General features: G+C 64.8%; 13 protein-coding genes. 5 read left to right on the forward strand and 8 right to left on the reverse strand.

The genetic code is table 11. From position 1 onward, the window contains the following. Positions 1-212 precede the first annotated feature (212 nt). Both BI327_RS15295 and rpsU read right to left on the reverse strand, forming a co-directional pair. Entirely contained in the window at positions 213-872 is a 660-nt protein-coding gene (locus tag BI327_RS15295; protein ID WP_076861252.1) for a tetratricopeptide repeat protein, read from the reverse strand. 113 nt (positions 873-985) lie between these two features. Further along, entirely contained in the window at positions 986-1,282 is a 297-nt protein-coding gene (gene rpsU, locus BI327_RS15300) for a 30S ribosomal protein S21 (RefSeq protein ID WP_076861254.1), read from the reverse strand. Between the two features lie 264 nt (positions 1,283-1,546). On the opposite strand from rpsU, the gene aqpZ reads away from it, so the two are divergent. Next, positions 1,547-2,269 (forward strand): aquaporin Z, encoded by a 723-nt coding sequence (gene aqpZ, locus BI327_RS15305; RefSeq protein WP_076861256.1) that lies wholly within the window; start codon positions 1,547-1,549, stop codon positions 2,267-2,269. Between the two features lie 384 nt (positions 2,270-2,653). Here aqpZ and BI327_RS15310 read toward each other — a convergent pair whose 3' ends face one another. Together BI327_RS15310 and purE are read right to left on the reverse strand one after the other, a co-directional pair. Beyond that, positions 2,654-3,763, reverse strand: coding sequence for a 5-(carboxyamino)imidazole ribonucleotide synthase (locus tag BI327_RS15310; RefSeq protein WP_076861257.1), 1,110 nt, complete (start codon positions 3,761-3,763; stop codon positions 2,654-2,656). Then, positions 3,760-4,248, reverse strand: a complete 489-nt coding sequence (gene purE, locus BI327_RS15315; protein WP_076861259.1) for a 5-(carboxyamino)imidazole ribonucleotide mutase — start codon at positions 4,246-4,248, stop codon at positions 3,760-3,762. The genes BI327_RS15310 and purE overlap by 4 nt, the downstream gene beginning before the upstream one ends. A 145-nt stretch (positions 4,249-4,393) precedes the next feature. Here purE and BI327_RS15320 point away from each other — a divergent pair, with 145 nt between their 5' ends. Then, a complete protein-coding gene (locus BI327_RS15320) occupies positions 4,394-5,125 on the forward strand; it encodes a GGDEF domain-containing protein (RefSeq protein ID WP_076861261.1) in 732 nt (243 codons plus the stop codon). Between the two features lie 178 nt (positions 5,126-5,303). Here the strand turns inward: BI327_RS15320 and BI327_RS15325 are convergent, their stop codons facing one another. From BI327_RS15325 to BI327_RS15335, 3 genes are all read right to left on the reverse strand, one after another. Further along, on the reverse strand, positions 5,304-5,555 hold the full coding sequence (locus tag BI327_RS15325) for a hypothetical protein (protein ID WP_076861263.1): 252 nt from the start codon (positions 5,553-5,555) through the stop codon (positions 5,304-5,306). A gap of 31 nt (positions 5,556-5,586) precedes the next feature. Beyond that, the gene (locus BI327_RS15330) at positions 5,587-5,796 is read right to left on the reverse strand and encodes a hypothetical protein (protein WP_076861265.1); all 210 of its coding nucleotides are present in this window, start codon (positions 5,794-5,796) and stop codon (positions 5,587-5,589) included. A 201-nt stretch (positions 5,797-5,997) separates the two neighbouring features. Beyond that, on the reverse strand, positions 5,998-6,204 hold the full coding sequence (locus tag BI327_RS15335; protein ID WP_024583705.1) for a YdcH family protein: 207 nt from the start codon (positions 6,202-6,204) through the stop codon (positions 5,998-6,000). 240 nt (positions 6,205-6,444) lie between these two features. On the opposite strand from BI327_RS15335, the gene BI327_RS15340 reads away from it, so the two are divergent. Beyond that, positions 6,445-6,630, forward strand: coding sequence for a YdcH family protein (locus tag BI327_RS15340; protein ID WP_050422666.1), 186 nt, complete (start codon positions 6,445-6,447; stop codon positions 6,628-6,630). Between the two features lie 104 nt (positions 6,631-6,734). Here the strand turns inward: BI327_RS15340 and BI327_RS15345 are convergent, their stop codons facing one another. Next, positions 6,735-7,877 carry an NAD(P)/FAD-dependent oxidoreductase gene (locus BI327_RS15345; protein ID WP_283807789.1) on the reverse strand — a complete coding sequence of 381 codons (1,143 nt, stop codon included), beginning with the start codon at positions 7,875-7,877 and terminating at the stop codon, positions 6,735-6,737. A gap of 236 nt (positions 7,878-8,113) precedes the next feature. On the opposite strand from BI327_RS15345, the gene BI327_RS15350 reads away from it, so the two are divergent. Together BI327_RS15350 and BI327_RS15355 are read left to right on the forward strand one after the other, a co-directional pair. Beyond that, positions 8,114-10,798: a sensor domain-containing protein gene (locus BI327_RS15350; protein ID WP_076861269.1), complete on the forward strand. Its 2,685-nt coding sequence runs from the start codon at positions 8,114-8,116 to the stop codon at positions 10,796-10,798. Between the two features lie 325 nt (positions 10,799-11,123). Then, positions 11,124-12,692, forward strand: coding sequence for an ABC-F family ATP-binding cassette domain-containing protein (locus BI327_RS15355; protein ID WP_245334818.1), 1,569 nt, complete (start codon positions 11,124-11,126; stop codon positions 12,690-12,692). Positions 12,693-12,745 lie beyond the last annotated feature (53 nt).

Consider the following 12,745-nt stretch of genomic DNA (forward strand, 5'->3'; position numbering starts at 1 on the left):
AAGCGCGATGAGTTTTGGTTGAAACGGCTTGGCGCGGTCTTGGTTCACCTCTCCCCGCCGGGGAGAGGTCGGATTGCGAAGCAATCCGGGTGAGGGCTCTTGCTCACTCGATAGACCGTAACCCCTCACCCGATTTGCTGCGCAAATCGACCTCTCCCAAGGGAGAGGTGAACTTTCGACGCCGTTACAGCTCAACTTAATCTCACCAGGCTTTATCCGCCGGTGCGCGCCAGTCCGCTGCGCGCGCTGACGTCATTTGGCCGCAGCGCGAGCGCGCGATTGTAGGACGCCGCCGCCTTGGCCCTGTCGCCGAGCTTCTCATAGGTCTGGCCGCGCACGTTCCACGCCGCGGCGTTGTTTGGATCGGCCTGCACGGCCTCGTCGAGGTCGGCGGCGGCCTGCTTGGCATTGTCGAGGGCAAGGTGGCTGGTGGCGCGGCCGACCAGCGGCTCGGCCTTCTGCGGCGACAGCCCGCTGGCCGCCGTGAAATCGTCGATCGCCTGCTGATGCTGGCCGCGGCTCTGATAGATCAGCGCGCGGCCGTAGAGCGCCTGGATGTTGTAAGGGTCGGCCGTCAGCGCCTGTTCGAACTCCGCCATCGCTTCGTCGAGCTTGCCGGAGCGCGCCAGCACCTGCGCACGCGTGGTGTGATCCTTGGCGCTGTTGACGTCCTGCGGCGTGATGGTGTCAGCAGCCGGCTTTTCGGCGGTAGCAGCCGGTTTCGGCTTGTCGTCCGAACCCCATGATCCCAAGTCGAAGGAGCAGCCGGCGAGCGGCAGGCCGAGAACCAGTGCAATGACGACGAGCTGCGGCGCGCGACGATGGTGCGCGGGTTCTGGAAGGAAGCGGTGGGGTGCCGGATCAGCCATCATGCAAAATGCTCTTGCCGGTCGTTTTGCATGGGTACCCCGGAACGCGGCCTGCTTCCAAACGACAACGCGGGCCCGTGGCCCGCGCTGTTAGACTTCCATATCGGTAAAACGGTTCAGCGGGGGCCGCGACCGGCGCCTGCACCACCGCTACGGCCACCGCGATCGCCACCGGGACCCGCGCCGAACACCGGCTTCGGCTTCATCGGCAGCAGGCCTTCGCGCTGCAGCTTCTTGCGCGCCAGCTTGCGTGCGCGGCGCACGGCTTCGGCCTTTTCACGGGCCTTCTTCTCGGAGGGCTTTTCGTAGTGACCGCGGAGCTTCATCTCGCGGAAAATGCCCTCGCGCTGCATCTTCTTCTTCAGCGCCTTCAGGGCTTGGTCGACATTGTTATCGCGGACGAGAACCTGCACGCGGCATCCTCTTTTGAATTGATCGGTTCGGAATTCTGGCGAGGTGAAGGGGCGGCAAAAGGCCTGCCTCTTAACCCTAGGCGCGCGCATGTATCAGACAAACGCGCAGATGTCCACCGGTCACGTGACTTTCGGGCCTAGTAAAGCCACGAAATGGGGCGAAAATGCCATTGTGCGGCCCTGATTTGGGTGGTTTGGCGCCCGGATGAAGGCCGCTCCCGGCGTTTTGGATGACCCGGGCATTGGAAATAGGGGAGATGCCACATGGATATGAAGAAATACGCTGCCGAAGCTATCGGTACGTTCTGGCTCACATTCGCTGGCTGCGGCAGCGCGGTCATCGCGGCCGGCTTTCCGCAGGTCGGGATCGGCCTGGTCGGCGTGTCATTGGCCTTCGGTCTGAGTGTCGTGACCATGGCCTACGCGATCGGCCATATCTCGGGTTGCCACCTCAACCCGGCCGTGACGGTCGGGCTCGCTGCGGGCGGGCGTTTCCCCGGCGGCCAGGTGCTGCCCTACATCATCGCGCAGGTTGCGGGCGCAATCGTCGCGGCCTGGCTGCTCTATGTGATCGCGAGCGGTGCGCCCGGCTTCGACGTCAGCAAGGGCTTCGCCTCCAACGGCTATGACGCCCATTCACCGGGCCAATACAGCATGGTGGTGTGCTTCATCACCGAAGTGGTGATGACCATGATGTTCCTGTTCATCATCATGGGTTCGACCCATGGCAAGGCGCCGGCCGGCTTCGCGCCGCTCGCGATCGGCCTCGCGCTGGTGATGATCCATCTCGTCAGCATTCCCGTCACCAACACCTCGGTGAACCCGGCGCGCAGCACCGGGCCGGCGCTGTTCGTCGGCGGCTGGGCGCTGGCGCAGCTCTGGATGTTCTGGGTCGCGCCCTTGATCGGCGGTGCGCTCGGCGGCGTGATCTATCGCTGGCTCAGCGACGAGCCGACCGGCATCGTCGCCGGCGTCAAGACGGCGTGATCGGCCAGAGCGTTTTCGAGCGAAGTGGATGCCGGTTCGCGTGGAGAAAACGCGTCAAAGCACAAAGCTAGAGCATCGGTTCTGATTTAACCGATGCTCGAACGGGATCGTGGCTGCGACGATCCCGACGACGCTAGAGCGCAATGAAGGTCTCATCGCGCTCCAGCGCGTGATGCGATTAGGTCGAGCGGGATCGGCAGTGCAAGTTCACCTCTCCCTTGGGAGAGGTCGGCGCGCAGCGCCGGGTGAGGGGTTACAGTCCCTCGTTGGAGCTGCGGCCCCTCACCCGATTTGCTTCGCAAATCGACCTCTCCCCAAGGGGAGAGGTGAAGCGAGCGCGTGGCGAAAGCGACTTGATCTAAACTCGTCGCGCTCTAGCAGAATTTACGGCTTGCGGGCCGGCGTCACTTCGGTGACGTGCCCCATCTTGCGGCCGGGGCGCGGCGTGCCCTTGCCGTACAGATGCACGGTGGCGCCGGGAACGGTGAGCCACTGCTCGTAGCTCAGGATGTCGTCGCCGATCAAATTGGTCATGGTGACCACCTCGCCGTGACGCACCGGCTTGCCGAGCGGCCAGCCGGCGATCGCGCGGATGTGCTGCTCGAACTGTGAGATCGAGGCGCCGTCGAGCGTCCAGTGGCCGGAATTGTGTACGCGCGGTGCGATCTCGTTGACCAGCACCGTCGCGCTGCCGCCATTGCCCGGCACCACGAACATCTCCACCGCAAGCACGCCGACATAGTCGAGCGCCGACGCGATCTTTTCGGCGATCGCCCGGGCCTGCGCGGCGAGCGCTTCGGGGATCGCAGCCGGCGCGCGGGAAATCTTCAGGATATGGTCGCGGTGCTCGTTCTCGGTGACGTCGAAGCATTCGACCTCGCCGGATGCGGAGCGGGCCGCGATCACCGAGATCTCGCGCTCGAACGGCACGAAGGCCTCGAGGATCGCCGACTTGGTGCCGAGGTCCTCCCAGACCTGCTCAAGGTCGTCGCCCGCGCGGATGATGGCCTGGCCCTTGCCGTCATAGCCGAAGCGGCGGGTCTTGATCACCGCGGGCAGGCCGATCCGTTCGATCGCGCTGCGCAGCGTGGCGACCGAGGAGACGTCGGCATAATCGGCGGTGCCGATGCCGAGCTTGCTGATGAAATCCTTCTCGATCAGGCGGTCCTGCGTGGTCTCGAGGATCTTGTAGGCGGGCAGCACCGGGCGGCGCGCAGCGAGCACCATCGCGGTCGCGGCCGGCACGTTCTCGAATTCATAGGTGACGACGTCGACGTCGTTGGCGAACAGCTCGAGCGCCTCGACGTCGGCATATTCCGCGCAGGTCGCGTGCTGCACCACGTCGAAGGCCGGCGAGTCCGGATCCGGCGAAAACACCTGGCAGCGCAGCCCGAGCCGCGCCGCGGCCATTGCCAGCATCCGGCCCAATTGTCCGCCGCCGAGGATTCCGATGGTGTCGCCCGGCTTCAGCTTCACTCCGTTCGAAGCCGTCACGCCGCGCCCTCCGGATGGTCCTTGACCGCATCGGTCTGCTGTTTGCGCCAGGCCGCAAGGCGGGCCGACAAGGCCGGATCGCTGAGCGCGAGCACGCTCGCCGCGAGCAGCGCGGCATTGATCGCGCCGGGCTTGCCGATCGCCAGCGTCCCGACCGGGATCCCGGCCGGCATCTGCACGATCGAATAGAGCGAATCGACGCCCGACAGCGCCTTCGATTCGACGGGAACCCCGAACACCGGAAGCTCCGTCAGCGCGGCCGTCATGCCCGGCAGATGCGCGGCACCGCCGGCGCCGGCAATGATCACCTTGTGGCCGGCAGCCTTGGCGCCCTTGGCGAAGGCGTAGAGCCGATCGGGGGTGCGGTGGGCCGAAACGATGCGCGTTTCGCAGGCAATACCGAGCGCAGCCAGCGTCTCGGCGGCATGGCGCATGGTTTCCCAGTCGGACTGGCTTCCCATGATGATGGCGATCGGAGCGGTCATCTCTTCAATTCTGTTCAGGAATCCAAAAGCATAGGCCGATTATAGGGGCGGCCCGGTTCTCATCCAAGGCGTGGCAAGGGAGATAGAATGGACTATCCTGTCTTGGTGAATCCCGGCAAGCCTTCATAAGCAGGCCTCAACAAGGATGCGCATGAAGAAGAAGACGAAGGCAACCGCCTCCGGGGCGGCAAAACGACGAAAAGGCGCGACCGCCGCGCGCAAATCCGCATCCGGCAAATCTGGAACCAAACGGGCTGGAACCAAACGGGCTGACGCCAAAGCGGCGGGAACTGAAGCTTCCACGCGGGGCGCGGTCGCATCCGGCGACAAATCCACGATCCGCAAATTGCGGGCGCAGCTGGCGCGGGCCCAGGCCCGGATCGAGGAGCTGCAGGCCTCCGCCGAGACCGACTTCCTGCTCGACATCCTGAACCGGCGCGGCTTCGAGCGCGAGCTCGCCCGCTCGCTCTCCTTCATCAAGCGCTACCAGGCCTCCGGCGCGCTGATCGTGCTCGACGTCGACCGCCTCAAGCCGATCAACGATGCCTACGGGCATGCGGCGGGCGATGAAGTCCTGAAGGCGATCGTTGCTGCGATATCGGACCAGATACGCGCCTCCGACGTGATCGGTCGTCTCGGCGGCGACGAATTCGCCGTGCTGCTGTGGAATCTCAGCGAGACCGATGCCCGCGCCAAGGCGGCCGCGCTGGAAGACGCGATCGATCGCCTGACCTTCGTGTTCCGTAACAGCCATGTTTCCGCGGGCGCCTCCGCAGGCGTTGCGATCCTCACCGCGCATTCGGATCTCGATCGCGTCCTCGATGAGGCCGATCGCGCGATGTATGTGCGCAAGGCGCAGCGGCGCCATGAATCCTAGAGCGTGATCCGGAAAAGTGCGCAGCGGTTTTCCGAAAAGATCATGCTCAAACAAGGGGCATGATCCGGAAAAGCGCGCAGTGGTTTTCCCTCGCGACAAACGCGGAGCGTTTGCGCGGAGATCATGCTCAAACAAAAGCGCAATGATGATGCGACCCGATCCCATTGCGCTTGAGAGATTAAAGCGCGCTCAGATCCTCCGGCACATTGCCGTAGGCCCGCAGCAGCTTGGCATCGCCGAATTCGCCGATCGCGGGATCGCCGGTGCGGCTGAACGCGACGGCACCGATGCTGCCGGGCATCCGCGACATCGTCTCCGCCCGGCGCAGCGCGATCGCCGAGCTCTGGCATTCCTCGGCACTGCCGGCGACCGGCGTGCCGTCGTCATCCTGCATGAAGGGCAGTGCCACGTAGTAGGTCACGTCCGTCATTGCTGTGCTCCCTGAAGATCAGGCCAAAGGATCAGGCCGCGTCGCTCGCCGCCTGGGTTCGCGCCGGCACGCAGCCGGCGGTGATGGCGGCCTGCAATTCCTCGAGCTCGGCCTCCAGATATTCGTTGGCCATGATCAGCGCCTTGATGGTGCTGCGCAGGTTGCCGTCGCACATCGCGATCGCCTGATCGCAGGCCTTCTCGTAGTGGGTGTGCTCGGGCAGCGAAGGCGGTGCGGACATGGCGAAACTCCCTCTGATGGCTGGCGGGCGGCTGGGTCGGAATGTTCTCTTTTTGTTCCATTAGAGTCAAGCGCAGAAATCCGCGCCCGTGTCCGTTGCCGCGAACGTGAAGCCGATGAGGCGCTGTGGATGACGGGGAAAACCGCCGGGCCGGCGTGAACCAAAAGCCGCCGGACCGCGAGGCGCGCGCGGCTTGGCTGTTCAGGCGATGATGTCGGGCGTGATCTGGTCTTCGATGAAGGCGATGCGGTCGCGCAATTGCAGCTTCCGCTTCTTCAAGCGTTGCAGCATCAAGAGATCCGGCGCGGGCGACTGATGCAGCGCGTCGATCGCGGCATCGAGGTCGCGGTGCTCTTGTTGCAGACGCGCAAGCTCGGCGAGGAGTTCGCGCTCATCCTGATCGTTCATGGTTGTGTATTAACTGGTAAGCACGACGAGGTTGTTGCGGCCGAAGCAGCCGCTCGACGGAATATCCTCCCTGCGCGCGCGCCGCGCAAGCCGGACCGGTTCCATAGTCACGATTGGTTACAGATAAACGGAAATGCGTGCGTGCGGCATTTCGCATCCCCCATCGACAGCGCCGTCCACTCGTGTACACTCAGGAGTCCGGATCGAACCTGAGGTTTAACGCACCGAGGAGAGTTCGCAATGGCGATACAGGCCCATCTCGTTGAGCTGGAGCGTAAACACAAAATACTCGAGAACGAACTGCACGAAGCGCTCGTTCACCCTTCCGTAGACGACCTCCATATTTGTGAGCTGAAGCGCCGCAAGTTGATGGTCAAGGACCAGATCGAACGGTTGAGACTCTCCGCCGACGACACGGTCCACTAAGTCAGTCCCCGCAAATTAGCGAATAGCTTGGCCTTTTTACCGAGGGATGAACGCCGTAGCGCGCATCCCCCGGGGAGGCCATGCTGCTTTGCTCAGAGCTTGGGTCAGTCCGAGTTCGCCAGCTCGCCGACATGGTCGGCGACCGCCAGCGACGACGTGAGCCCGGGTGACTCGATTCCGAACAGGTTGACCAGCCCGGGGACGCCGTGATCAGCCGGTCCCTGGATCAGGAAATCCTGGGTCGCGACCGCCGGCGGCACGATCTTGGGGCGGATTCCCGAATAGCTCGGCATCAGCGCGCCATCCGGCAGCGTCGGCCAATATTTCCGGATCGCCGGATAGAACCGCTCGGCCCGATCAGGGTCGACCGCGTAATCGATGTGATCGATCCATTCGACGTCGGGGCCGAACCTCGCCTGTCCGGCCATGTCGAGCGTCAGGTGGACGCCGAGCCCGCCGGGCTCAGGCACCGGATAAATCAGCCGCGAGAACGGCGCCCTGGCGCTGCAGCTGAAGTAATTGCCCTTGGCCAAATAGGCCGTTGGAATCAATTCGATGGGCATGCCTTCGATGTTGCGCGCAACCGCGGTTGCGCCAAGGCCCGCGGCATTGACCAGGAGATCGCAGGCGAGCGTCATCGGCGCCGCGCCGCCGGCCTCGATCTCGAACCCGTTGGCGGTCGCCCTGGCGTGCAGCAGCGGCGTATGGAAGGCGAATGCCGCCCCGGCCGCCTCGGCGTCGCCGCGCAGCGCCAACATGTAAGCATGGCTGTCGATGATCCCGGTCGAGGGCGACAGCAGCGCCGCGTCGCAGTTCAGCGCCGGCTCCAGCGCGCGCGCCGCCTCGCCGGACAGCACTTGCATGTCGTCGACGCCGTTGGCCGCGGCATGGGCCCGGATCGATTGCAGTTTTTCGGTCTCCGCAGGCGTGGTGGCGACGATCAGCTTGCCGCAATTCTTGTGCGGGATGCCGTGCTCGGCGCAGTAGCGGTAGAGCGATCGCTTGCCGCTGACGCACATCCGCGCCATCAGGCTGCCGGCCTTGTAATAGATGCCGGCGTGGATCACCTCGCTGTTTCGCGACGACGTCACCGTGCCGATCGCCTCGGCCTCCTCGATCACAATCACTTCGCGGCCGGCCTGTGCCAGCCGGCGCGCCACCGCGAGGCCGATCACCCCCGCACCGACGATCACGCAATCAACCTTGTCCATCTCGTCCTTCAGGTCCGAACATTTCCGTGCAGCCACGCCCTTGCCGTTGCCGCCAACATCGTTCAGCCGATCCGATCGTCTTCGGCAAGTGCTAATTAGGTAAGTGCTTGGGCCATCTCAAATAGTTGGGGAGCCATGCCCTGTTAGTGCAGCATTAATCATGTCAGGGCAATTGCCGTATATTAAGTGGCATTTTCCGGTTGCATCCGAAGGCGTTTACCCGATCAAAACCGCCGGAGCCGGACACTCGCCCGGTAATCCGCGGGTGATTGATGGCTGGCAGGAAGTGGCAGGCGGGCAGGAAGAATTCGATTCCGGCAAGGGCCGCGCTTTGCCTGATCGCTGCCGTCGTGCCCAGTGCGGCCCGGGCCGCCTCCGCCGCGTTTGCGCCATCGACCTATCTCGGTGACCTCGATCCCGGCGTGGTCTGGGAGCTCCTGATCGGCAGCGTGGTGGTTGCCTCCTTCCTCGGCGCGATCGGGCTATGGGTGCTTTCGGCCCTGCGCAAGGCCAAGCGCGCGCAGTTGCGGCGCAACGCCTTCGTGTCGTCGGCCCTCAACCATCTCAACCAGGGCGTGGTGATGACCGATGCGCATGAACGCATCGTGTTCTGCAACGACCGCTATCTCGACATCTACGGCCTGTCGCGCGCCGATATCAGGCGCAACATGACCGGCACCGAACTGCTTGAACTGCGCCGCAGCCGCGGTGTGCTCGACGTCAGCGTCGACGATTTCTTTGCCAGGGCCGCGGCGCCCGAGGGGCTGGTCACCGAACTGCCCGGCGGCAAGTCGGTGCTGGTGAAATATTTTCCGCTGCCGAACGGCGGCTCGGTCGCGACCCATCTCGATTGCACCGACCAGCGCATGCTGTCGCGCAAGCTCGCCTCGACCACGCAGTTCCTCGAATCCGTGCTCGACAACGTCCCGGTCTGCGTCGCGGCCAAGAACATCGAGGACGGCCGCTACATCTTCGCCAACCGCGCCTTCGAGCGCTTCTCGCGCTTCTCGCGCGATCACATCGTGGGCAAGCGCGCCGACGAGATCTTCCGCTCCGAGACCGCGCTCAGCATCGATACCGCCGACCGCGCGGCGCTCGACGCCCCGCAAGGCTATCATCGCAGCGAATTCTTCGTCGAACGCGGTTCGGAGAAGCGGATCCTGGCCTCCAACCGGGTGATCGCCCGCAACGAGGCCGGCGAGCCGGAATTCCTGATCGCGCTGTTCGAGGACGTCACCGACCGCCGCTCGCTGTCGCGCGAGCTCGAGAACAACAAGAAATTCCTCGAGCTCGTGGTCGACAACATCCCGGTCTCGCTGATCGTGCAGCGCGTCAGCGACGGCCGTTATTTGCTGGCCAACCGCAGCGCCGAGACGATCCTCAACCGACGCCGCGAGGACGCCGCCGGCCTGACTGCTTCCGACATCTTCAACACACGCGAAGCCAAGCTCATTATGGCGCGCGACGAGGCGGCGATCAGGAAGCGCAGCACGATCGCCGAGGAGCACCCGATCTCGACCAAGGACGGCCTGCGGCTGTTCCTGACCCGCCGCATGACCGTGCTCGACGACCACGGCGAGCCGCAGTATCTGATCAAGACCCATGAGGACGTCACCGACCGGCGCCAGACCGAGTCGCGCATGGCGCACATGGCCTATCATGACGGCCTGACCGATCTGCCGAACCGCGCCGCCTTCCTGCAGGCGCTGACCCAGATGATCGAGGCCTGCGACGGCACCGACGAGGAGTTCGCCGTGCTCTGCGTCGACCTCGATGGGCTGAAGGAGATCAACGACGTCTACGGCCACGCGATGGGCGACAAGGTGCTGATCGAGGTCGCGCAACGTTTGCAGGCCGTGGCGCGCGGCGGCGTGGTCGCGCGGCTGTCCGGCGACGAATTCGGCCTCATCATCGACGGCAAGCAGCCGGTTGCCGGCATCGCGCTGGCCGAGCAGGCCGCCGAGGCGCTCGGGCAGGATTTCCTGATCGACGGCAAGTCGGTGCGCACCGGCCTCACCACCGGCATCGCGGTCTTCCCCGCCAACGGATCCGATGCGGCCTCGCTGCTGGCCAATTCCGGCGCGGCGCTGTTCCGTGCCAAGGCCAAGTCGCGCGGCACGATCTCGATCTTCGAGCCGGAGATGGACCAGCAGATCCGCGATCGCCGCGTGCTGCACCAGGAGCTGTCGGTCGCGATCAAGAACGGCGAATTGTCGCTCTATTATCAGCCGCAGGCGGCTGCGGGCGCGAGCGTTGCGGGCAGCCAGATCATCGGCTTCGAGGCGCTGGCGCGCTGGCACCACCCGGTGCGCGGCTTCGTGCCACCAGGCGATTTCATTCCGCTCGCGGAAGAAAGCGGCCTGATCGTCGAGATGGGCGAATGGATCCTGCGCGAAGCCTGCCGGGAGGCGGCCTCCTGGGCGGTTCCGCTGCAGGTTGCGGTGAACCTGTCACCGGCGCAATTCACCCATGGCGACCTCGTCGGCCTCGTCCATTCGATCCTGCTCGAGACCGGGCTCACGCCCGACCGTCTCGAGCTCGAAATCACCGAAGGCGTGCTGATCGAGGATTTCGACCGCGGCCTGTCGCTGCTGCGGCGGCTGAAGGCGCTCGGCGTCCGCATCTCGATGGACGATTTCGGCAGCGGCTATTCCTCGCTGAGCTATCTGCAGGCGTTCCCGTTCGACAAGATCAAGATCGATCGCGCCTTCGTCATCAATCTCGGCCGCAATCCGCAATCGGCCGCGATCGTGCGCGCCGTCATCGATCTTGGCCACGGCCTCGAAATGTCGATCGTCGCCGAAGGCGTCGAGACCGAGGCGCAACTCGGCTTCCTCTCTGAAGAAGGCTGCGACGCGGTGCAGGGCTATCTGATCGGCCGGCCGGCCCCGATCGGTCAATTTGCCGCGCTGGTGGGCGGCGACCTGCTCGCCGAAACCGTGCGCAGGGCCGGTTAGGCTGGCCTGAACCGTCGGATCGGCCCGGCCGGCTGGCTTGCCATCTATTGCACGCCCGGTTACATCTCGAACCACCACAATATGTGAGCCGAGAAAGGAGGGCTGCGTCGTGGCGAGATTCACCGATCCCCACCTCAAGCGTGGCCCCGTCAACGCCCTGCAAATGCGTTTGCAGGGCTGACCGGAAACTCGCGTAAAATCTCTTCCTGGTCTGCCCTTCGTGGCCGTGCTGCGCCGAACGTTTGAGCGTTCGCGTCTGCACTCAGATTCCTCGCCGCGTTTCGACACGCACATCCGATGCCTGGATGCCCAAGGGCATGCTGGCATGCCCGGGGATGTTGTCGCGATCGCCGGCAAGACCAGAGAATTGATCGTGACCCTCATCAATGTCCGCAATCTCGGCGTAACGCTGAACGCGCCGCTGTTTTCCGAACTGAATTTCGTCGTCAATGCCGGCGACCGCATTGGCCTCGTGGCCGCCAACGGCCGCGGCAAGTCCACGCTGCTGCGCTGCATCGCCGGCGCGATGGAGCCTCATGATGGCGACATCACCCGCGCACGCGGACTGACCGTCGGCCATGTCGCGCAGGACGCGCCGCCGAGGCTGATGGATACGCCGTTCCATGCCGCCGTGCTCGACGCGCTGCCTGTCGAGCAACGCGCCAGCGAGAGCTGGCGGGTCGACGTCGCCCTGCAATCGCTCGAAGTGCCTGACGAATTGTGGACGCGGCCGCTGCGGCAATTGAGCGGCGGCTGGTTGCGGCTTGCGCTGCTCGCGCGCGTGCTGGTGACCGAGCCGGACGTGTTGCTGCTCGACGAGCCGACCAACCATCTCGACCTCGCCAAGATCGGCCGGCTCGAGGCCTGGCTGAATGCGCTGCCGCGTGAGATGCCGGTGGTGATCGCAAGCCACGATCGCGCCTTCCTCGATGCGACGACCAACCGGACGCTGTTCCTGCGCCCGGAGCGGTCGCAGTTGTTCGCGTTGCCTTATACCGCGGCGCGTGCGGCGATCGACGAATTCGATGCCTCGGACGAGCGGCGCTATCAGCGCGACATGAAGGCGGTCTGGCAGCTCCGGCAGCAGGCCGCGAAGCTGAACAATCTCGGCATCAATTCCGGCAGCGACCTCCTGCTGTCCAAGACCAGGCAGTTGAAGCAGCGCGCCGAGAAATTGGAGGAGACGGCGAAGCCGGCGCATCTGGAACGCTCCGCCGGAGCGATCCGGCTCGCCAACCGCGACACCCATGCCAAGGTCCTTGTCAGGCTGGATAACGCTGCGATCGCCACTCCCGACGGCCGGCCGTTGTTCCGGACCGGCCAGCAGTTCATCTGCAAGGGCGACCGGATTGCGCTGCTCGGGCCGAACGGCGCGGGCAAGAGCCGGTTCGTCGCGGCGCTGCGGCTCGCGATCGAGACCAGCGAGGCGGCAGCCGTCGATATCCGAGCCACCGAGTCGCTGGTGCTTGGCTATTGCGACCAGGCGTTGGCCGATCTCAGGGATAGCGACACGCCGATGCGCATGCTGACGCGGCGCTTCGCGGTCGGCGATCAGCGTGCCCGCGGCCTGCTCGCCGGTGCCGGGCTCTCGATCGAGATGCAGGGCCGTCCGATCGGGCGGCTGTCGGGCGGGCAGAAGGCCCGGCTCGGCATGCTGGTGCTGCGTCTCACCCAGCCGAACTTCTATCTGCTCGATGAGCCGACCAACCACCTCGACATCGAGGGCCAGGAGGCGCTGGAGGAGGAACTGATGGAGCAGCAGGCCAGCTGCCTCCTGGTCTCGCACGACCGCCAGTTCGTGCGGACGGTGGCCAACCGGTTCTGGGTGATCGAAGGCAGGAAGCTGATCGAGGTCGGACCCGAACATTTCTTTGCCTCCGTTGGAGCAGGCTGATGTTTGGTGCTTTTTTCTGCGAGTACGTATTCCGTTCGCATTGAAATGCGATA

Origin of the sequence: Bradyrhizobium mercantei, from assembly GCF_001982635.1 — a bacterium.
In the GTDB taxonomy this organism is placed as follows: Bacteria; Pseudomonadota; Alphaproteobacteria; order Rhizobiales; family Xanthobacteraceae; genus Bradyrhizobium; species Bradyrhizobium mercantei.